This is a genomic window from Erysipelatoclostridium sp. DFI.2.3, assembly GCF_019132535.1.
GTDB classification, from domain to species: Bacteria; Bacillota_I; Bacilli_A; order Erysipelotrichales; family Erysipelotrichaceae; genus Clostridium_AQ; species Clostridium_AQ innocuum.
On sequence record NZ_JAHOOJ010000003.1, the window covers coordinates 117315 to 138875 of the forward strand.

Annotated in this window: 20 protein-coding genes and 5 tRNA genes; 6 read left to right on the forward strand and 19 right to left on the reverse strand. The window is 45.5% G+C overall.

The genetic code is table 11. The annotated features are described in order from the left end of the window. The first annotated feature begins 127 nt into the window (after positions 1-127). Entirely contained in the window at positions 128-1012 is an 885-nt protein-coding gene (locus KSZ58_RS04350; protein WP_009270526.1) for a PHP domain-containing protein, read from the forward strand. 217 nt (positions 1013-1229) lie between these two features. Here the strand turns inward: KSZ58_RS04350 and KSZ58_RS04355 are convergent, their stop codons facing one another. Both KSZ58_RS04355 and KSZ58_RS04360 read right to left on the reverse strand, forming a co-directional pair. Then, positions 1230-2588 carry a DUF6179 domain-containing protein gene (locus KSZ58_RS04355; protein ID WP_009270527.1) on the reverse strand — a complete coding sequence of 453 codons (1359 nt, stop codon included), beginning with the start codon at positions 2586-2588 and terminating at the stop codon, positions 1230-1232. Positions 2589-2591: 3 nt separating this feature from the next. Then, positions 2592-2999, reverse strand: coding sequence for a DUF6323 family protein (locus KSZ58_RS04360; RefSeq protein ID WP_008818680.1), 408 nt, complete (start codon positions 2997-2999; stop codon positions 2592-2594). Between the two features lie 320 nt (positions 3000-3319). On the opposite strand from KSZ58_RS04360, the gene KSZ58_RS04365 reads away from it, so the two are divergent. Beyond that, on the forward strand, positions 3320-3862 hold the full coding sequence (locus KSZ58_RS04365; RefSeq protein WP_008818679.1) for a CDP-alcohol phosphatidyltransferase family protein: 543 nt from the start codon (positions 3320-3322) through the stop codon (positions 3860-3862). A 200-nt stretch (positions 3863-4062) separates the two neighbouring features. On the opposite strand, the gene KSZ58_RS04370 is transcribed toward KSZ58_RS04365, so the two are convergent. From KSZ58_RS04370 to KSZ58_RS04400, 7 genes are all read right to left on the reverse strand, one after another. Then, entirely contained in the window at positions 4063-5403 is a 1341-nt protein-coding gene (locus tag KSZ58_RS04370) for a hemolysin family protein (RefSeq protein WP_009270528.1), read from the reverse strand. A gap of 159 nt (positions 5404-5562) precedes the next feature. Further along, positions 5563-6630 (reverse strand): M42 family metallopeptidase, encoded by a 1068-nt coding sequence (locus tag KSZ58_RS04375; RefSeq protein ID WP_008818677.1) that lies wholly within the window; start codon positions 6628-6630, stop codon positions 5563-5565. Between the two features lie 68 nt (positions 6631-6698). Then, on the reverse strand, positions 6699-7325 hold the full coding sequence (locus KSZ58_RS04380; RefSeq protein ID WP_008818676.1) for a DJ-1/PfpI family protein: 627 nt from the start codon (positions 7323-7325) through the stop codon (positions 6699-6701). Between the two features lie 487 nt (positions 7326-7812). Continuing rightward, a tRNA-Asn gene (locus KSZ58_RS04385) sits at positions 7813-7888 on the reverse strand. Positions 7889-8175: 287 nt separating this feature from the next. Then, a complete protein-coding gene (gene deoC, locus KSZ58_RS04390) occupies positions 8176-8838 on the reverse strand; it encodes a deoxyribose-phosphate aldolase (protein WP_002611115.1) in 663 nt (220 codons plus the stop codon). A gap of 88 nt (positions 8839-8926) precedes the next feature. Further along, positions 8927-9934, reverse strand: a complete 1008-nt coding sequence (locus tag KSZ58_RS04395) for a hypothetical protein (RefSeq protein ID WP_233104363.1) — start codon at positions 9932-9934, stop codon at positions 8927-8929. 233 nt (positions 9935-10167) lie between these two features. Then, the gene (locus KSZ58_RS04400) at positions 10168-10854 is read right to left on the reverse strand and encodes a manganese catalase family protein (protein WP_008818674.1); all 687 of its coding nucleotides are present in this window, start codon (positions 10852-10854) and stop codon (positions 10168-10170) included. An 86-nt stretch (positions 10855-10940) separates the two neighbouring features. Here KSZ58_RS04400 and KSZ58_RS04405 point away from each other — a divergent pair, with 86 nt between their 5' ends. After that, entirely contained in the window at positions 10941-11339 is a 399-nt protein-coding gene (locus KSZ58_RS04405) for a thioesterase family protein (RefSeq protein ID WP_002611121.1), read from the forward strand. A gap of 372 nt (positions 11340-11711) precedes the next feature. Here KSZ58_RS04405 and KSZ58_RS04410 read toward each other — a convergent pair whose 3' ends face one another. The 4 genes from KSZ58_RS04410 to KSZ58_RS04425 form a co-directional block, all read right to left on the reverse strand. After that, positions 11712-13850 (reverse strand): transglutaminase family protein, encoded by a 2139-nt coding sequence (locus KSZ58_RS04410; RefSeq protein ID WP_009270532.1) that lies wholly within the window; start codon positions 13848-13850, stop codon positions 11712-11714. Beyond that, positions 13847-14779 carry a DUF58 domain-containing protein gene (locus KSZ58_RS04415; protein ID WP_008818672.1) on the reverse strand — a complete coding sequence of 311 codons (933 nt, stop codon included), beginning with the start codon at positions 14777-14779 and terminating at the stop codon, positions 13847-13849. The genes KSZ58_RS04410 and KSZ58_RS04415 overlap by 4 nt, the downstream gene beginning before the upstream one ends. Next, on the reverse strand, positions 14776-15714 hold the full coding sequence (locus KSZ58_RS04420) for a MoxR family ATPase (protein WP_008818671.1): 939 nt from the start codon (positions 15712-15714) through the stop codon (positions 14776-14778). The genes KSZ58_RS04415 and KSZ58_RS04420 overlap by 4 nt, the downstream gene beginning before the upstream one ends. Positions 15715-15924: 210 nt before the next feature. Continuing rightward, positions 15925-16569, reverse strand: a complete 645-nt coding sequence (locus KSZ58_RS04425; RefSeq protein ID WP_009588792.1) for a hypothetical protein — start codon at positions 16567-16569, stop codon at positions 15925-15927. A 105-nt stretch (positions 16570-16674) separates the two neighbouring features. Between KSZ58_RS04425 and KSZ58_RS04430 the strand changes: the two genes are divergently transcribed. Further along, on the forward strand, positions 16675-17184 hold the full coding sequence (locus KSZ58_RS04430) for a hypothetical protein (RefSeq protein ID WP_008818670.1): 510 nt from the start codon (positions 16675-16677) through the stop codon (positions 17182-17184). 108 nt (positions 17185-17292) lie between these two features. On the opposite strand, the gene KSZ58_RS04435 is transcribed toward KSZ58_RS04430, so the two are convergent. From KSZ58_RS04435 to KSZ58_RS04460, 6 genes are all read right to left on the reverse strand, one after another. Beyond that, positions 17293-17368: transfer RNA gene (locus KSZ58_RS04435), tRNA-Ala, on the reverse strand. 18 nt (positions 17369-17386) lie between these two features. Next, positions 17387-17463 (reverse strand) — tRNA-Ile (locus KSZ58_RS04440). Positions 17464-17823: 360 nt separating this feature from the next. Then, the gene (locus KSZ58_RS04445) at positions 17824-18765 is read right to left on the reverse strand and encodes a HipA domain-containing protein (RefSeq protein WP_009270533.1); all 942 of its coding nucleotides are present in this window, start codon (positions 18763-18765) and stop codon (positions 17824-17826) included. Between the two features lie 4 nt (positions 18766-18769). Next, a complete protein-coding gene (locus tag KSZ58_RS04450) occupies positions 18770-18997 on the reverse strand; it encodes a hypothetical protein (protein ID WP_002605743.1) in 228 nt (75 codons plus the stop codon). A gap of 541 nt (positions 18998-19538) precedes the next feature. Beyond that, positions 19539-19614 (reverse strand) — tRNA-Ala (locus tag KSZ58_RS04455). Positions 19615-19632: 18 nt separating this feature from the next. Continuing rightward, positions 19633-19709, reverse strand: a tRNA-Ile gene (locus tag KSZ58_RS04460). 185 nt (positions 19710-19894) lie between these two features. Between KSZ58_RS04460 and KSZ58_RS04465 the strand changes: the two genes are divergently transcribed. Together KSZ58_RS04465 and KSZ58_RS04470 are read left to right on the forward strand one after the other, a co-directional pair. Then, positions 19895-20743 carry a tyrosine-type recombinase/integrase gene (locus KSZ58_RS04465; RefSeq protein ID WP_008818668.1) on the forward strand — a complete coding sequence of 283 codons (849 nt, stop codon included), beginning with the start codon at positions 19895-19897 and terminating at the stop codon, positions 20741-20743. A gap of 275 nt (positions 20744-21018) precedes the next feature. After that, positions 21019-21414 (forward strand): hypothetical protein, encoded by a 396-nt coding sequence (locus KSZ58_RS04470; protein ID WP_074747445.1) that lies wholly within the window; start codon positions 21019-21021, stop codon positions 21412-21414. Positions 21415-21561: the final 147 nt, after the last annotated feature.

The following is a 21561-nucleotide window of genomic DNA, read 5'->3' on the forward strand; positions in this document are numbered from 1 at the left end:
AAGCATAAAAAATTGGTTTTAAGACGAAATACTGCGAAAAATCGCAAAGTTTTGGTTTTTAGTATTTGAAACATATTCTTTTTTGTTGACTGTGCTATAATACTCTTGGTTTAAAGGAGGAAATCGCATGAATTCTTTTGACTTACATATGCATTCCTGTTACAGCAACGATGGTGAATTTACACCACAGGAGCTGATTCATATGGCTGAGGAAGCCCATTTAACAACGATTGCACTGAGTGATCACAACACGCCGAAAGGAATTGCGGAGATGGTCCGTCTGGCAGAGGCAAAGGGCATCCGCGTAATTCCCGCCATGGAATTTGATACGCTGTTTGAGGAGCTGGAGGTACACGTGCTCGGCTACGGCATCGACTATGAGCAGCCTTATTTTCAAAGCCTTTTTAATGCTTTAAGTGAACGAAAAAAAGCCGTGCAGATAAAACGTGTGGAAAAAATCAGGGAAGTCTTTGACCTAGATATCGATCCCGCTGCGCTTTTAAAGCGATATGCAGGTAAAAATCCGTTTCCTGCAATTGTGCACCATATCATGGAACAGTATAAGGATAAGAAAGAGTTTGCGGATTATCAGCCCGGAGGCAGACGCTGTGAGCCTCAGCCGGTGAATTTCTACTGGGATATGTGCAGTGCCGGAAAGCCCTGCTATGTCCGTGTGGAATATCCATCCCTGAAGGACACCGTACAGCGCATTCACGATGCCGGGGGTATTGCCGTACTGGCACACCCATGGCTGAACTTCTATCAAAAGGAGGAACGTCTGCAAAAAGCACTGGATGAGGGAATCGATGGAATCGAGGCCTACAGCAATTATCATGAAGCAAAGCATAACCGCTATTATGATACCTATTGCCGCCGGCATGGTGTCCTGATGACCTGCGGCAGTGATTTTCATGGGAAGATGAAGCCGAAAATTCGAATGGGAGAATACGGCTACGAGAAGGATGACGGGGAGGACATCCTGCAGGCTTTTTTAAAGCGGCTGGCAAAATAAAAGAGCATATATATAAAAGCCAATGCTCACAGGAATGCGAAGCTATCCTGTAGACATCGGCTTTTTCTACGCAAAAAATGAATCGAAAAGGCGTCTTTCCGCCATGCAAGGTAAGGCTGCGGCGGTTTCCTTATTCGGCGAAGCCTCTGCCAAAACCGTGAGGCTTATCAAACAGCAGCTTCATTCTAGGAATTCAAAGCAGCGGTTACGGTTTCCTTCAGCTGCGTATCCTTAATTTATTTAACAGCTCACACAGCATTTCACGCTCCTTTTGTGACCGCTGACGGATATGATGGATAAACCGGCTCTGCCACTCCTGCTCCTGCTCGATCTCCCTCAAATCGGCATCATCCAGCTTCCATGCCTCATGAAAATTACCACCGGCAGGATGCAGCAGCTTTAACAGGACAGCGATTTCCTCCAGTGACATCTGTTCATAATACGCATCATACTCCTCATTCATAAAAACAGCATTCTCCAACAGATCGATCAGGTCATAGGCACTGATCTTCTGGGAGCGTACATACTGAATTTTGTCCTGCAGGCAGGCATATTTCTCCACCTCCTCCAGCAGCGCCAGAAACGTTTCCTCATCTACTCCCTGTGTCAGGTCGATGACGAAACGATCATCTACTGCTTCCTCATATACAAGCAGAGCATAAGCATCTTCTGTGAAGACCTGTAGCTGCGCCTGCAGCTGTTCTTCAAACAGTGTGAGATAGTCTGCCACGCTTTTCCCCATACGGACAGCGATTGCATGATTGACCTGCCCAACAGCCTCCTGCAGTGAACAATGCCGCAGCAGCGCCCGCAGACGCTTTACATCCTGCTCTGCCAGCAAAAGCGAGGGCTGCTGAAACAGCATGAGGGATGCAAAGCACTGATACCAGAGCAGCTCACAAAGATTCAAGCCTAAATATTCCACAGTCACTCCCTTTTGCAGTTCATAGCGTCGGAGAAATTCCGGCAGCTCTTCACGAAAGTATTCGCAAAAGGTATGCTCCAGTGCAAAGCGTTCCATATAATACAGGACAAGATCCATCCCATCGAGGTGATACATATCATGAAACAGAGGAATCCCGTCCACCAGCGGATAGTCCAGATCCTCTGTGGTGTGACTGTAGTATAAAATCCCCTCATAGGTGCTCAGCTGCTCGAGATAGTGCGGTATCTGTTCATCCATCACACTGTTGTAGCGCTCATTGCAAAACGGCAGACGGTTTCTGCGCAGCTGATTCAACAGGTTTCTTGTCTGCTGCTCCTTATTCTGTAAAACAAGCAGACCGCGTTCAAAGCATGCATCTATTTCCAGTTCCTGCAAAGACCGTTCTTCCATCTCCTCCAGTCCCTGTAAAACCACATAGCTGATGGTGTTTAAAATACGTTTATGATCCGCCATGCTCAAAGAGGTGCTCTGCTTATGGTTGAGCAAAAGGACAAGCTCCTGCGCCAGCTGTTCGCACTGCTTTAACAGATATTCCCTGCGCTTTTTTGTGATTTCTCCTGCCTCCTGTGCATGCTGCAGCAAGACATACAGCGAATCGCGAACACGCTGTTTTCCAACAATATATCCCATACACTACTCCTCCTGTGACCTTTTCACTCGCTGTAAAATACGCAAAGCGAGCTGCCGGCTGATTTCACCGTGATAAAGAAGATACTCTTCATACAGTATTTCACACAGCTCCTCATCCGATACCTGCCAGCTTATATGACTGCGCACATGGTAATACAGCCAGATCGACTGTTTTAAGTGCAGCATATATGTTGGAAGTGCCATGTAGGGAGATTTTAAAAACGGCCCCAGTATGTCGAACAGACGGTCCTCTTTTGTTTCCACCCATCGATACTGTCGCAATGCCAGCTGCTGTGATTGATACAATTCCTGCATCTGCTCCTTACGCAGCTCCAGTCCGATGCAGGCAAGCTCCCTTCTAAGACCGCTTTCCCCTTCCTGTAATACCTCCAGTATGTTCTGCCTTCTCATTTTGCATACCTCCTTATCCGTGTCTAATAGATATATCACGGACACTGTTTGCATACAAGACTGGAAAAACCGGCCCATTTGTGGTATGATATAGACAGAAAAACTGTGAAAGCATACGATTCGGTATGCTTTTTTCATGTCGTCCCCTTGCTATCGAATACAGCCCATCAAATTCCATTCTTCCAAGTCTGTAGCTTCTCTCATACGGGTGAAAATTAAAGCTGCATTCGAATGATTACATAAAGCCTTACATTTTTGTGATAGTGGAATACAATTGAATATGATATAATGTACATGCTGTTGGGAAGGTGCGAAACATTATGAAGCAAATACCGAATATACTGTCCGCAGTCAGGATCTTACTGTCATTTCTGCTGCTGGCTCTGACAAAGGATACAACCTTGTTTCTGATTGTCTATTTCATCATAGGAATCAGCGATGTCCTGGACGGATGGCTCGCCAGGTCCCTGCATGTGCAGAGTGAGCTGGGTGCCCGTCTTGATTCTATCGGTGATCTGGCATTCTACTGCATTTCACTATACATCGTTTTCTTTCAGATGAATTTGAAAATCATGAATCTGATTTCCATGCTGGTGCTGTGTGTCTTCGTACTGAAGCTTGCGGCGCTGCTGCTGACAAGATGGAAGCATCATATCTGGGCGAGTATGCACACCATAGGCAATAAGCTGACCGGGTTGCTGCTGTTTCTGCTCGTTCCGCTTTGCGTGGTAACCAAAAGTCTGCCGCTGATTCCGGTTGCACTGGTCATCGCCTGTTCCTACTTAGCTACCTTTGAGGAAATGCTGCTGATTTTGTCACGAAACACGTATGATATCAATACGAAATCATTATTAAAAAAATAGGAAGCCGATCTGCAGCTCCAACGCAGATTATCCGGTAAGAAGAAGGTTTGAAGCCATAAAGCATTCTCTTCCTGTCTCATCCGAAAGGATCTGCCTGTACGAATACAGGCTTTTTTTCTGCAGATGCTAAATGCCTGCGCACGCTGTTCAGTGTCTATAAAAAACGGATTCCCCACCCTTATCGGCAGAGAATCCGCTGTTTATACTTCCTCGCTGTTTCCTTCTTCCTGCATAAGAACCAGCTGTACTTTATGGATTCGCTTGTACTTTACTTCCTTCACCTGGAATTTGATATGGTTCCAGATAACCTCACGTTCCTCTCCGTCCTCTGGTATCTGTCCAATCAGATCCAGCAGAAATCCGGATATGGTTTCATGATTGTCATTTTCAAGCTGCAGTCCAAGCTCCTCATTGATATCATCTATCGGCATGCCGCCGTCCAGCACGTACGTATGCTCGTCAAGCTTTTCAATCTGCGCTTCATCATCCTCATCGTACTCATCCTCGATATCTCCCATAATTTCCTCAACAAGGTCCTCCATGGTTACGATACCGCTGAAGCCTCCATATTCATCAATCAAAATGGCTATATGCTGATGCTTGCTCTGCATCTCCCGAAACAGATCGTCAATGTTTTTGCTTTCCAGCACAAAGAACGGCTTGCGCAGGATGCGCGATATATCCACATGCTCGAAGCCGTTTTTCCTTGCCTCGACTACAAAATCCTTGATGTTCAGGATGCCGATGATATTGTCGATGGAATCCCGGTAAACCGGAATACGGCTGTAGCGCATTTCCATCAGCTCATCCAGATATTCACTCTGAGGATCATCAATATCGATGCAGAATACATCCGGTCTCGGAGTCATCACCTCTTCTGCCAGAATATCATCGAAGGCGAATACGCTGTCGATCATATCAGCTTCATCCTCATCGAAGAGACCGCTCTCCTGCCCGCTTTCCACCATGGAACGAATTTCCTCACGGGAAAGAGATTCTTCAACATTTTCATCCTTCATGCCGAACAGACGGAGTACAAACCGTGTTGACCAGGATAAAATTTTGATGAAGGGCGATGCGATTTTTGAAATAATGAGAATCGGCTTTGCGCAGAACATGGAATAGGCTTCCGCATTCTGCAGAGCGATCCGCTTGGGAACAAGCTCTCCGAAAATCAATGTCACGAAGGATAACAGGATGGTAACCACCACCATGGAGATCGTTTCTCCATAAGGAATGGCCCAGGCCTCCAGAACAGCACCAAGGCGTACGGATATACCGGTTGCGGCACTGGCGGAGTTGAAGAAGCCGGCAAGAGTGATTGCCACCTGAATGGTGGATAAGAAGCTGGTAGGCTCCTGAAGAAGCTTTTCCACAAGCATTGCCTTGCGGTTTCCCTCCTCCACCTTGCGGTGAATCCTGTTTTTGTTAACGGATACGATGGCCATTTCACTCGCCGCGAAATAGGCGTTGATCAGTGTCAGTATGACAATCAGCAGCAGCTGCAGTGTAATGGAAGATTGCGCGGGGTCTGCGTCCATAAAATAATATCTCTCCTTTTCTATTATGAATTTGATTGCTATTGTATCAGAGGTTGTGGCATATGTAAAGAGCCAGCACCAGATGGAATTGTAAATTTTTTATAAATCCGGAATACCTGAACACAGGCTTGTCCTTTTCTGCAGGCACGGCGGAAGGAATCAAAAGCTCTCTGCGATATCTTTACTCAGCCCTTCAACAATCTGAACTGCCAGTTCAACAGCATGCTCATAGTCCTGATAAGCCAGAATCCCATAGGAGGAATGTGCATAGCGAACCGGTACACCGATGACGATTGTTGGAATGCCGAATTGTGCCGTATGTGTAATACCGCCATTGGTACCTCCCCCTTTTCGTACACTCTCCTGAACCGGAATGTCATTTGCATGGGCAAGCTCTAAAGCAAAGCGTTGAAATCTTGGGGATGTAATCATGGAACGGTCGAAATGCCGCAGCATCGGTCCCTTTTTCAAGGCACTTTGAATCATATATTCCTCTTCGAAGCTGTCATCTGCAGGGCATCCTTCAAAACAAATCACAACATCGGGCTTCACGTTGTTCATCACACAGGTCATACCGCGTTCGCCAACCTCCTCCTGGGAGGACAGGGTTGCACTGACGGTATTCGTGAGTGTACGTCCATGCAGTCGACAGAGTGTTTCCACAACGGCGGCACATCCGATACGATTATCAAATGCCTTTCCCATAAACGTTTTATGCTCTTCGTCATAGGTACAGGTAACATCAGGAACGATCGGTGCACCAATACCGATGCGGAAGGATTCCTGTACCTCCTGTGCACTCGTCGCACCGACATCAATCAATACATCGGCAAAATCCAGAGCCTTTCCCTGCTCGGAAGCATTCATAAAGTGTACCGGCTTGCTGCAGACAATCCCCGGAATCAGTTTGCCGTCTCTGTTTTTAATGAGCACCTTATTCGCAATGATGTTCTTCACATCCCAGCCGCCCAGCGGCAGAAACCGCAGGAGCCCGTTGCTTTTCACCGCCTGAACGATGAACCCTACCTCATCACTGTGCGCATCCAGCATGATATTTACACCACCCTGACTGTTTCCCTTCAAATTCATATACAGATTGCGCATATGGTCCTCTTTACACGTACAGATTTCACGTACCTCTTCCTGTGCATACGCAACTACAGCATCTTCAAAACCGCTGGGTCCAAAGGCATCCGAAAATTTTCTGATTCTATCAATTTGTTTCATATCGTATTCTCATCCTCTTTTCTATTCCCTATTATAGCAGAGAATGCGAAAGAGTTCATCCGGAACTCCTATTCTTCTTCAGCTTCTTCTGTCTCCAGACCAAATGATTTCGGATAGAAAGGCAGCTGCAGAGCCTTGCAGACAGCCATCGCCCATTCCCGGAACCACCAGCCGTTCGCGGTTATAACATTCCCGTCCTGCACATAGCCGTGAAGCTCGGGATGCTTTTTCTGCTCCTTCATATCAAGCAATCCCTTCATCTGCCCAGCACTGAGCTCCACCGAGGTACAGGCACCGCCCGCCATGAAGCATTCCCGATCAACGGAAGCAACATAGCGCCGTTCCTTCATAATGCCGGCATTCACCAGAATCATGGGAGCACAGGAAATCGCCGCAATCAGCTTCCCTGCTTTATCAAAGGAGCGAATCAAAGATAACAGCTCCTCGTCTGCCAGAATCCAGTCACTGCTGTCATCCTTTGCTCCGATACCGGTTAAAACCAGCACATCATAATCCTCCGCACAAATCGTTCCCCAGGTATATTCGCCAAGAGCAAGGAAGCCCTCCTCCGCACGCACCGGTTTCAATGTCTTGGCTATGTAGTCGATCTGACAATCGGCCAAAGCAAGGGATTCCAGCAAAACACTAAATTCGAAATTACAAAAACCGTCGTATAAACAAACTGCTGCTTTCATATACAGTCCTCCTATAAAAAAACCTTCTGCACCTGTTCAAACAGGATTCGAAGGCTCTATAAATTCACACTAAAAAAGCTATGGAAAAAAATTTTGGCAGCGTCATGTGAAAAAGAGTCTGTAATCCATTGGTGAACAGGCGTACATCTGTATGTCTGATTCAAAAAACCGTCTGGATTATTTGCTCACTTCACATCACCTCTTGCGTTCATTATACAGAAGGAGAATACAAATTGCAAGCGCTCACAGCAAAACACCGCACAGCGCCAATGAAACAATTCACATAGAATGCATTGCACGCAACGTGTTGCTTCATCCATCGAACAGCGTCAACTGCATCGTAACCCGCGGCGATACTGTCTATTCGTTGATTGATTTTCCAAGCTCTTAGTATAACGCATCCGCTGCATATCGTACGTCAAAACGAACGTCAGCATGTTCCTGAAAATAAAAAAAACCCCGATATCTACGGGGTTACCTGTTATCATGGCGCCTTAAACAGGACTTGAACCTGTGACCTGCCGGTTAACAGCCGGATGCTCTACCAACTGAGCTATTAAGGCGTTTCTTAAGTGCTTAGATATAATATCATAAGATTTTGTGTTTGGCAAGAAAAAATAGCAAATTTTTTAGGATTTTTTTAGGATTTTTTATGGTTTTATTTCTGTCCACAGCCATGCGGATGAAAGCGGAAGCCCTGCCATGGCAAGTTATCCTGAATTTAGATTATATTTATAACCGAATGATTCCGGCTACTGTATCCGCATCCTCCTATGAAAAGCAATTTAGAGAAGCAGCTTCCAAAGGATTCAGCGTTCTTCAAATAGCAAAAAACAGCGGTTTCCCGCTGTTAATATCCACCGTCACTAGTTTCTTTCTGCATCAGCTTCACACCGGCACTTGTACCGATACGATCTGCTCCGGCTTCCACCATTTTCTCCATATCCTCATAGCAGCGTACTCCTCCGGCTGCTTTCACCAGACAACGCCCCTTCACGGTATCCTTCATCAGCTTGACATCCTCAGGTGTGGCTCCGCTTGTTGAGAACCCGGTTGATGTTTTAACAAATGCAGCACCGGCTTCCACACAAAGCTCGCATGCTTTTACGATTTCTTCCTTTGTCAGCAGACAATTTTCCAGAATGACCTTGACACAGTTACCTTCAGCTGCTTCCACAACAGCTTTTACATCAGCGCGTACCGCATCGTAATGTCCGGCCTTCATTTCTCCGATATTCAAAACCATATCGATTTCCTTAGCGCCGTCTGCAATAGCAGCAGCTGTTTCAAAAGCCTTGGCTTTGGTACTCATAGCTCCCAGCGGGAAGCCTACCACGGTACAAACCTTAACGTCTGTTCCCTTCAGCAGCTCTGCACATGCTGATACCCAGTAGCTGTTAACACATACGCTTGCAAAATCATATTCCTTCGCTTCTGCACACAGTGTTTCAATTTTGTCATACGTAGCATCTGCTTTCAGCAGTGTATGATCGATATACTTGTTCATTTCCATAAAATAACCTCCTGCATTATCTTTCCAATGTACTTTTAGTATATCATGGAACCCATAGAATATGAAGTTCATTTCTCTTCATCACTAGTTACAATTCCTGGTCTTCCTGAATGCCTTCATGATATCTGCGCATCCAATAGACGCGAACAAAGGGGTCCTTCAGAAAATACTGCAGCAGACGATACAGCAAAAGGTAGCGCAGCAGCTCCGTTACAATAAGGATTCCCCAGGAAAGCAGCTGATAGTTCTGCGTCTGAAACACATCGGCAAGCTGCGGAAGGGTGAAAAGCAGCCGCAGCAGCTCCATCCCCCACATAACGGGTATAATCCATCGGCTCCATGGCTTATAGAGAAACAGTGATACCGCCGGAAGAGACCAGATCAAGGCGGAAAACAGAGAAGCCAGCAGCAAGGTTCGCTGCATAAACTGCATCCCTTCATGATCGCTGCTGTAATATCGGAAAACAAACATGAGAAGATACAGCAGAACCAGCATACCATACTGATATAGCAGCAAGGCAACAGAGCAGGCGCGGATGCGGTTTCTTGCCCGTATATCCAGCCGGTGATCATGCTGTATATGCTCCTTCTGTGAAAAATTGACCGGGCTCATCGCTTTTCCCTGCAATTCATTGTCCGCTTCCGTGCTATGCGGTTTCCATATGTAGATTATCTGCGGATTTCTTTGCAGGCTCCACGACATATACAATGCCAAAGCTGCTTTCCCCGCCACCATAAGGGTAAATACGATTCGCAGAAAGGAATTTTCCTTTGCGATATCAATTCGAAACAGCGCAGGCAGCTCATACAGCGTATAGAGATTAACAAGAGACAGCACCTGAAATAACAGCCTCCCCAGCCTGCGGCAGCTCCACAGCATACGAATCACCGCAAGCCATACCAGCAAAGCGACACTGTGAAACAGGAAATTGCGCAGAAAAGCTATATGAACATCCTCCAGCATCAGCTTCAGCAGAAAATAGGAAAACACCATATAAGCAATTAAAAATATAGAAAACAGCACCAGTAGCATTCGCAGACGGCGAACACAGGCTCTGCGCTGTTTTTTACGTTCCCGCAGATTTTCTTCTCTCATCGATATCATCACCTGTCCTTATTATACAGGAAAAGCATACCATTTGCACAGCACATAAGCAGTGTGACATATACAAGTTGTAAAGGGAAGAAAAGGCTGCTGTCATCTATACCAATATAACCTTTTGTGTAACCATCCAAAATATAGAAAAGCAGGACATCCTGTAAAGCAATCGGGATGCACCTGCTGTTTGTTTTCAACATATAGCCAGCTTTTTTCTGTATCGGAAGATACTATTTTTTAAACGGAAAATCCTCGATATCCGAAGGATTCACAAAGGTTGGATTCGGTTTGTCAAAATAATTGGATGTATCCAGATCCCAGGCATTATGGGTATCCCCTTCTCCAAAATCCTTCATTTCCGTATGCGTCGTTAGAATATGCAGCAGATTCCGTAAGGTATCCATCGCTTTTTTCGCACTGTTCAGCAGATAGGAAAAGGCTTCATCCGCACCATCATCCTGAATATAGCGAATCAGCTCCTCATATATATGAATCTGTTCTTCCTCATACTGCATATCCCGCATCACTGCAGCAGTTAAATCATTGTTCACATGGTGCTGTTCCTCTTCTGATTCCGGCTGACAGCTACAGTGCTCCTCCTGCGTATGGCACGGCTTGATAAATTCAAAAACAGGTGTATCATCGTTGGATTCGTCATAATAACGGTCATCCTCCCCATGCATTTGATGAATAATACAGCTGAGTACCTCCATATCACTGATCTGTCGTGCACCCAGACGCATAAAAATATCATGGAAGGTCGGATTGTTGATCATGAAGCTCTGTCGTATATAGACTGCCGCCTGCTTCAAACCGCTGCTGCAGCCCTTCAGCTGGCGATCCAGCAAAAGGTAGTATTTCATATCCGGTCGCGTAATCCGCACCTCAAAGGGCAGTTTTGTATCATAAATAAACATATGCATACCTCCAATTTCTACCGTTAGTATGGAAGCTTTTCCCTGGATTATGCTATAATATGAAGCATAAAAAGGAAGGTACGTTTATGAAAGAAATCAAATTGCATACAAAGCTAACCAAAAAGATCACAGTGGAAGAAAGCATGCTGGCCTCCCATGTTGGCAGCGGAATTGTAGATGTCTATGCGACACCGATGATGATTGCGCTTATGGAGAATACCGCTGCAGCCTGTCTGAATCAGTTTCTGGAGGAAGGAGAAACCAGCGTCGGCGTTATGATGCGGACAACTCACGATGCAGCAACTCCTGCTGGTATGACGGTAACGGCTGAAGTGGAAATCACAGCTGTAGACCGCAAAAAGGTTTCCTTTCACATCATAGCTAGGGATGAGAGGGATTTGATCGGTACAGCAGACCACGATCGCTTCATAGTAAAAAAAGAAGCCTTTGAAGCAAAGGCGCTAAGCAAGCTGGAGAATTCATAAATACATGTGCAGCCGCCGTTCAGGATTCTTTCACGTTTGTGGGTAAACTTAAAGCAGGGAGACTTCAACTCGATTGTATTCATCAATAGAAGTTGAAGTCTCCCTTTTGCATACACCCCAACGTAAGGAGGACCCCGTTAAAGCAGCTGCTTTTTCTATATCTGCCTGCCGTTGTGATGATGGTATTGACACAGGCAGCCCCTTCCTGAACAGCAAACTCCTGTGAACGGGATACAGAACCTTTACCATATGTACATGTATGAATAAGCGAATGCAGATGATTTTAAAGGCACTGTTTTGGGCTTTCGCTTATCGTCACGCAAACGCTGGACAGTTTCTTCCTGCATGCCTTTGTGCACATACAAGTCTGTATCAGCCAATTGCCCTAAGATAGAGAAGCTTCCACCGTTTCCTGAGAGGAGATGAATGCAGCAGCTTTCCTGCCTGCTTTTGTGCGTAGCCGTAAACAAGCTCTGCCTCCTGCCTTGTCATCGCATGCGGGGAATATAAGGCTTTCTCACACAGGGCGCGTATAGTCTTCGGCAGGCTTTCATCCTTCATAAAGCTGAGCAGATAACGATAGCTGTAATTTATCGCCTTTTTTGCATCCCGCTGCAGACACTGTCTTTCTCTGTAGGCAATACGCAGCCGTCGTTGAAGCACACAGATCAACACCGGCAAAGCTACCAGTAAGGCTGCAAGACCAACCTTGGCAAAGCCTGCAGGCGTATCGCCTTGCTCCTTTTCGATTTGTTGATTCTCCGCAGCGTTCCCCGTTTTCCTGTCTGTCTGCTTTTTTGGTGTTTCCGTCTTTGCTGTCGTCGTGCCGCCCTGCTCCTGTCCCTGCACAGTTGTTTGGGAGGACGGCTTGCTTTCACTCTCAAAGCCCGGTGTCACCTCAACCGGAATCCACCCTTTTTCCGAATCGAAAATTTCCACCCATGCATGTGCACTTTCATCCGGTACCTCCATACTGCCGCCACTCATAGCTCCGGCCTGAAAGGAAAAGCCTTCCGCATAACGTGCAGGTATCCCCATATAACGAAACAGCATAACTGCCGTGGTCGCATAATGCACGCAATAGCCCTTCTTATTCTCCGTCAGAAAAAATTCTACAAAATCCCGGTCATCCGGGGTTCTTCCGGGCTTCAGTGTATAGCTGGTCGTTTCTCTTAAGTATTCCTGTATGGTCGTCTGAATATCATATGTCAGATGTTCACCCGTTAGGGAGGTGAGCTTTTTAAAAGGCTTACGTTCATCAAACAGCCTTTTTAGATTGGCGGGAATCTGGAGATAGTGCTCCTTGACAAAGGCGGGATATGCATCTGCTTTCACAGTGGAATCACCATTTATGGTCGTACTGGATAATGCATAGGCAGTATAACGCATGGTATCATCATGCTCCAGACGGTAAGCGTCATACCACGGTTTTGTTTCCGGCAAAGCCTCCTTCATCAGATACGGTGTCAGGGCATAGCGTTTGGATGCGCGATGATCCTCTATCTCCAGATGCATCAAAGCCCCTGTTTTTTGCAAAATCTGTGTAAAGGCGGGATTTTTCTTATCAAGCCACGTATCCACATCCTTCCAGTCATAGGATTTCAGAGCTGCATAGCTGGATTCCGGCAGCGACTGCCAGCGATTATCCTCATACAGCGCGCCGCTGTAGCTTTTCAGGTAGATGGTTCCGCGTGCATCCTCAGATCGCACAACCAGCTGCGTTGCACCGGTGTAATACCGATTTGCCGCCTTTCCCAGATCCACCTCTCCCTCATCTTCCCCGGCATGGGTTAGGAAATAGGCAAGCTCATCCACACGCTGCAGCAACCGCTCACGGAGCGAACCGCTGGTGCTTCGCATTTCATAGGTATCCGGCAGCGAGGTAAAAAAGGTAAGCAGCACGCAGATCACGCTTAATCCGAAAGCACTCAGCCGTACATATCCCCCATGTCCGTTTGTCACTCCGTTTCGCGAGAGAAGCAGCATAAACCAGAATATGATAAGCGAAACGGCAAACAGCCAGGGAATCGGTGTCTGATAAAGCAGTGTAAAAAACACCGGGAGAAAGGAGAGCATAAATAACGCAAAATAACGATGCGTATTCCAGAAGGTCAGCATACCGCAAAACAGCCATATGCTCACATACAGCAGCAGCCAGGTCAGCGAAAACCGGTACAGCATGGCAGTATCGGTTACATCGTAGGGATAGAACACATAGCCGCTGGCATCGTGATACACCTCAGTAATAATATTATAGGCGATATGAGCCCCCTCCTGCAGCAGTGAAAAGCTGAGTACCCCAAGCAGAAGCATGCCTCCTGCCAGTATCAGTATCACCTTTTTCCTGCGGCGAAGCAGCAGACGGTTATACACCACTACAGCAAAAAGCAGAACCGGTATGTACAGCATCCAGAGAACTGCATCCCAAAAAGGAAAGGCGAACAGAAACACACCGAGAGAGGAAAGCATTCCCATCAAAAGCAACAGCGCGGGTATCACTTGTTTTTTCATATACCGGCCTCCTGTTCGAAAAGAGCCGCAAATGCCTCGTCCAGATACAGGGCATCCTGCGAATCGCGGGATACTTCACAAAAGCGCGGCATGGATAGCAGTTTTCGTAAAAAGCCTTCCATATCCTGAGGACCTTGCAGCTCTGCCGTCTGTCTTCCACCTGCTGTCCGCCAGCGAATACGAACAAGATCCTGCGGACTTGCTTTCCGACAGATTCCACAGGCGATTGCCAGAAGGCGCTCACAGATTTTCTGCTCCTGTGGAAAACAAAGATGAAGCAGTACAACGGCAGATTCCTCCTTCTGAAATTCACGTACCATCGTTTTCTGCAACCGATAGCTTGCCTTATAGTGAATCCGGCGCACAGGCTCTCCCTCATGGTGCTCCTTCAGCTCATAATCACTGCTGAAAACACCGGTGAGACTCTGGCGGGCTTCCTGCAGGAGGTTTGTATACTGCACTTGCGTAACCGTACAGGGCTGCGGGAAACAAAAGGTCGTTACCTCCTTGTCCCATGATTGGGTTTTGCGAAACAGTCCGAGAAGATCCCTGGTCTGGATGGAGGTCAGCTGCAGCTCATACTTTCCACTTCCCAGCTTCGGTATTTGCAATTTCTGTTCCCTGTGCTTCACTTCCAGAGAAATCGTTTCGCTGCTTTCATAAAAGCAATTCTTCCACGATCCCTGTATCCGAATACCACTGCATACAAGCAGGGGAAGACTGGTTGGCATATGAATTACACAGCCCTTTTTACTCGTTTTCAGCTGCAGCTTCAGGAACCGGTTTCCGGCGATAAACAGAAGCAGGCTGAGTAGAGGAAGCATAAGCAGCACACGCAGCAGGAGATAATACAGATACCCGTCAATGCTTATCCATGCCAGAGCATCCAGAAGCAGCAGAAGCAGATAGGCGAGCCAGGAACGGATCATAGCCCCTTCCTTCTTGTGTGCGGTGGCTGTATATGGTGCAGGAGCTGTGTCAGCGCATCCTTTGCCGCTGCGGCATCTATGCTGTGTGATGGCTGCATGAGAATACGATGGGCGATGGTATCCACAAAGACATTCTGAATATCCTCCGGTACCACATAATCACGCCCCTGCAAAAGAGCACAGGCCTTGGACATGTCAAGCAGAGCTACCCCTGCTCTTGGACTCGCTCCCCGATAAATGCGCTGATTGTTTCTTGTCGCCTGCAGCAGCTGAATGATGTAATGATAAAGGGAATCGTGTACAAACACCTCCCTGCAGGCCTTCTGCATTTCCAGAATCTGGGTGCGCTGCGCGACACACTGCACACGATAGCTTTGCGGATTCTGCTTACGCTTGAGGATTTCAATTTCATCATGCTCCTGCGGATAACCGATTTCCAGGCGGATCATGAAACGGTCCAGCTGACTCTCCGGGAGCTGCTGTGTTCCTGCAGAGCCGTAAGGATTTTGTGTCGCAATCACCAGAAACGGCTGTTCCAGCGTCATGGTTATCCCGTCCACGCTGACACTGCCCTCTTCCATTACCTCCAGTAAGGCTGCCTGTGTACGGGAGGAGGTACGATTGATTTCATCAGCGAGAAACAGATTGGTAAAAACTGCCCCCTTGCGTATCTGTGTCTTACCCGTCTGCGGATCAATCACACTAAAGCCGGTAACATCTGCCGGTAATACATCCACTGTAAATTGCATTCTCCGGCAATCCAGCTGCATCGCATCCGCAAACGCTCGTGCGATTGTTGTTTTCCCCACCCCCGGCATATCCTCCATCAGAATATGACCATTGGCCAGTATTGCCATCAGGATTTTTTCCAGCAGCTCATCCTTTCCGATCACTGCCTTTTTCACTTCCTGTAATATTCGTTCACTCGTTCTCATCCGTTCTCCCTTCAAGTATTCAGCCATCCTACTTTTACCTATTAAAAACACATAACTACCTTTATTGTATACAATGATGTGCACTTTAGGTCAACAAAAGATTTCTTAACTTTTTATGAAGATTGCACTTTCACTGTCCCCTGCTTCAGGGATTTAACCGAAAAAAAGCAGCCAAGGCATTTCCACCTGCTTCCGGCTGCAAAGTTAAAGCTATTTGAATTCCCGACGCATGCACACAAGGTCTTCCTCCTGCATTCCCAGCTGACGCAGAGTGACTTCCTTTTTGTTTGGACAGGCTAACGGCTGAATCATATAGGAGCAAAGCGTACAATATCCGGATGATTCGCTACGACGGATACATGCATACCCGCATTTGCGAATACAGTTCTCATCCACCCACAGTGCCAGCTGATCCAACGCATTGGTCGCTATGAGATTGGCTTGTTCCTGCGGTATACCCGCATCGAGGAGATAGCGGAACAGGATATCTGCATAGGTCAGAATATATTCCATAAGAAAAAAGTTTTCTGCATTGTTCTTCTGCATACGCTTCGGCCACAGAGGAAGCTTGATATGATTTCTGATATAGCGTTCCTCCTCCACATGCTTGCGCGGATTTTTCAGGCATTCATGCGGACATTCGGCACATTTATATAAAAATTCCCCCATTGTTTTCAACAGCTGAAATTTAAAGGTGGCAAAATCTACCGTCACTTTAAATTCCTGCTCGATTTTAGGAAACGCATCCGCACACATAGTCAGTGCAGCATCCACGGTTTCCGCTTCAAATACACCCAGCTTTGTGATTGGCTGCGGCAAAAACATCATCAGATCCCTGCTGTTCACATATTTCATTTTTCATCACCATGCCTTATGGTACACTATTTTCAGACAAAAAGAAATACAGTTGAAATATTTTCCCTTACTTTATCGTATACCGGATAGAAGGAGGCGAAGATCATGAAATCTATGTTCCTCATATTTTATATGCTTATAAATTCCATGGGCGGCTATCTTTTTCAACAGACAGCAGTAGAGACTGCCTACCCGGATATCGCCAGAAGGTGCCCGGATCTTACATTGCATGATACCAATGATCTCGTAGACGGAAGTGGCTGGATATCCTTTTTAAAGGGATTGGATACTGTTTCTTTATCAACGATACGCATAAAGGATGCGAGGGATTCCACGCAGGATTTTCTGATACGCTATGATGCATTAGGAAAAAGCTATACGCTGACAAGGCAGGATGACAGCGAACATGCCGTCACCTACAGCCATTTGATTCGCATGGACGGACAGCGCATAGCGGATATGCAGCTTGACGATATGTGCATCTGTTTTGCGAATAATCCAGCAGAATACTGGTACTGGTATCTTTGTGATGATGTAAATATAAAGCCTCAGGACATCTTCCGGGAGCCGAATTCAACAAAAGCGCAGTTATTGTTTACCGTGAAAAAGACCTGAGAACAAGCAATCTGCATCGTACAGGCATCCTCATTCAGATACAAGCATGCCGTGTATAATAAAAAAGGATTCCGACCGTTAGGATTGGAATCCTTCAATATGTTATCATGGTGGAGCGTATCGGGATCGAACCGATGACCCCCTGCGTGCAAAGCAGGTGCTCTCCCAGCTGAGCTAACACCCCATGTATATTGAAATTCGATGGTGGGCCTGAATGGACTTGAACCAACGACCTCACCCTTATCAGGGGTGCGCTCTAACCACCTGAGCTACAGGCCCGTTTCCATCGAATGCTCATATATAATACCACTACTTTTTTCGTGTGTCAACAAGGTTTTTATCATTTTTTCACAAGCTTTTAAGAGATTTTATATGCTAAAGACACAAAGCTGATAATTTTACGAAGCCGCAAGTTCTTATACCGCTTCCTATATGAATATCGTCATGTATACTCTCGGTTATTGCTTTTTATGTCTGTATCACAAACTGCGTCTAAAGATCTGCGATAAAACATTGACAGGCACAGGAAAGCCGGATCAAATTACGTAAAGTCTGAACACACTCATATTTCCTCTTTCTGAATTATCTCGATTTCTCAAACATGATAATTCAACGCACGGGAAGTGAAAAACTTACCTGTTACAGCACAGCTCGCATGGTATGTTCGTATGCCGGCAACAGGAGCTTTTGCAATCGAAGCTCCATTCCCTTTATATAAAACTCTTTACGTATTTCACTGATGATTTCTATACCGTTATCTGCATTGGGAATAGCATAAATGAAAGCAGTTATCGCATCCATATGCCTCTGTATCTGTGGAACGACACGCTTTACTGCATTATGAATATCTTTATCTTCAAGCTTCAATAGCGCACCGAACTGCAGTGCCTTTCCGTCGATATTATATCCGGTGACTGTGCTGATTGCACTGCTGAGAATCCTATCTTCATTCTTCAACATGTCGTTTATTTTCTCATCGGAAATCTTCGTGGAAAAAGAAGCACCGTTATCAAATACAGGCGCCAGCGCTAAACTGCCATCGGAATATCGCAGGATACCCCAGTTTCCGCTATTGCGATCATTATTATTTATCAGCCCGTCGATCATGACACAATCCCAGAACCTCTCTGACATTCCATCAATCATATACAATAGGGAATTATAGTTCAGATGTGCCTTTACCGCGTGAAGACTTGTACTGCCAACACTGTTGCTATCGGTTACTGTATCTTCCAGAATTGCCTCCAGTTCTTTATTGTAATAGTTTTTGATTTCTCTGAATTCCTGTAATCGAACATGTGAATCCGTAAAATCCTTACATGCAACAACCAGTTTGTTATCCTTTGTCCCTAATTTGGTTTCATGTACAGGATAGCCAAGAATCTGATAAATATGACTGCCTATATACTCAGATAACGGAGAGGTTGTATAAGAAATTTCCGTTTTTCTCATTCCCTTTGTAGATTTAGGAAATTTCAGAATCCAGTCCTCCCCCTGATAAATGATTCCAAGCTTACTGCCAGCCATCCCACCATAGGCTTTGTTATTTTCCTGACACTCGTTAAAATCGATCAAATACATGTGTTTATCCTCCACGATATCTTTGACATAGGATATCCCTCTGTTTGCTGGTCATTTCTTTATTGATAACAAATTCTTTTGTAATATTCTCAATGAATCCACATCTGTCAAAGTATGACCAGTCTTCCTTCCGATCCATTTCCTCCAGCTCATCCACCAGCTCCTGAATCATGGAAGGCAAGGCAAAATCAATTTTGACTGAATCGTTGATCCAGTGATAGCTTTTATCCATTTAATCACACCCTTTTACCAACTGTATTATAGCATGCATTGTTTTCACAACGCCATACGATCATTCAGAAACGCAAAAAGTCGGTTTGTATTCCTGTAATCAGTCAAACACTCATAAAAGATCCAACCATGTATCTTCCAGTTTATCCTAACAGAGAACTGACCTTTCTAACGTAAACCTGCGATACCGATATCACCTGCCTGACTGTCATTTTCGTACAACAAAACAAGCCTTGGAAGGAAGCAAAAGCTGGTCATCACGCTTTGCTATGCTTCATATTATTCATTTCAATTAGTATTTTAAAATCTTTTTCTCTAAAGAAAAGCGATGATTATATTTTTCAAGTTTAAACCTGAATCATCATCGCTTTTTATGAGCTTTGGTCAACGCAGTGAACAGTATATGCCTGAAACACGAAATGTAAACATGGATAACACGGAAATCAGAACAAAATAAAAAACAGGTTATACATCTCTCAAAACCTTTAATTAAGGTCTTTTTTAACCGTTCGGCGAAATGTAAATAACCTGATCATGTTATATGGTGGAGCGTATCGGGATCGAACCGATGACCCCCTGCGTGCAAGGCAGGTGCTCTCCCAGCTGAGCTAACACCCCATGTATATTGAAATTCGATGGTGGGCCTGAATGGACTTGAACCAACGACCTCACCCTTATCAGGGGTGCGCTCTAACCACCTGAGCTACAGGCCCATTTCCATCGAATGCCTGTAAATAATACCACAAGTAAAACATGATGTCAACATATTTTTAATTTTTTTATCACAAAAAGCCGTCAAGTCGAAATGCTCTCTGTTTTCCACAAGCCACACCGGTGAGATCAAAGCCGGATTTGTGCTATGATAGGGTACATAACAATGATTACAGGAGGAACCAGCATGGACTATACAGAAGCATTTGAGCAGATCGATATTTTCAGAATCCATTTAATCGAGGAAGAAAAAAGTACATTGACCGTACAAAAATACATCCGGGATATTACAAGACTCTTTGCCTATCTTTCTTCTGAAAAGACTCTGACGAAGCAGTGTATTATAAAGTATAAGGAGGAGCTGATGAAATCCTATACCTCGGTAAGCATCAACAGCATGCTTGTTGCAATTAACTGTTTTTTCACCTTTATCAATCAGCCCGGATATCGGGTAAAGCTATTGAAAATACAGAAAAGAACCTGTATTGAGAAAGAGAGAGAGCTGACTAAGAAAGACTATGCCAGACTTTTAAAAGCAGCGCAGGATACCCATAATGAGCGTATGTATCTGCTGCTTCAAACCATATGCGCGACCGGAATCCGTGTATCTGAGCATCGATTCATTACTGTGGAAGCTGTAAAAAGCAGAAAGGCAGCCGTGCAGAATAAAGGTAAGCTCCGCTATATATTCTTTCCATCCAGACTGCGTAAACAGCTGCTGGCATACTGTAAAAGAAAAAAGATAACATCCGGCAGTGTTTTCGTCACGAATTCCGGAAGACCGCTGGATCGCAGCAATATCTGGAAAGCGATGAAAAAGCTGTGTCTCCATGCCAATGTCAGCAACAACAAGGTTTTTCCGCATAATCTGCGGCATTTGTTCGCCTTCACCTTCTACAGTATGGAAAAGGATGTGGTTCGACTGGCGGATATCCTCGGGCACTCCTCCATTGAGACCACCAGGGTGTATACGATGACCAGCTTTCAGGAATATGAGAAGACACTGTCCCGCATGGATCTGGTACGCCTCTGTTGAAAAATACCACATAATATGCATTATGTGGTAACACTCATGTTCTGCTTACAGGTATATTTTACCATATATTCTTACATAACTGAGGAAGATATCATCAGCTATTCATCTTTTTTTCTTAAACAGATTATTTGCCCAGCTGACCGTTTCCCTGCCTTTGATTGCAGTCCTGCCTCCTGCACACTAACAATGTCCTGTACTACATAATGCATATTATGTGGTACAGGGCTTTTCTGTTCACGATGTGTATCTTGATTTTTGCACAGGAAAGGAAGCACATGAGAAAAACATTTTTTTATCTGACCAAAATTATCCTTTGTACAGGACTATTTCTGTTTGTGATGCATTGCCTATTCATGCGGCAAACACAGGGTCTTTGCTCAGCCATTACAGTTTTCATGGAACCGCAGGGCAGACAGGAGCGTTGTCTGCTGCAGATTGAAGTACGAGGCAGCGGTACTCTGTTCGACGGCAAAGCGCACCATCGAAACAGCAGTGAACGATATGCGCTCTTTAAAGGAAAGCGAAGAACCTTTCACCTTTATGCAGATCAGAAGAACGATGCCATACAAATCCGGTTGAATAACAAAGATATAACCGATAGCATTCACAACGGGAACATCCCTATCAGGAGCTCATCCAAGGTTCAGCAGCTCGTTCTGTATGTTTCATAGGATAAGCATGCAGAGTTTTCTGTACAGGCTGTAATAAAGGCAAAGCCGGCTATAAACGTATCCTACAGCAGCACATACAGCGCTCCTTTGCCCTGTCCTACAGATTACGGCTGCTATGAAGCAGTCATTCTATTCGCCATAGACTGT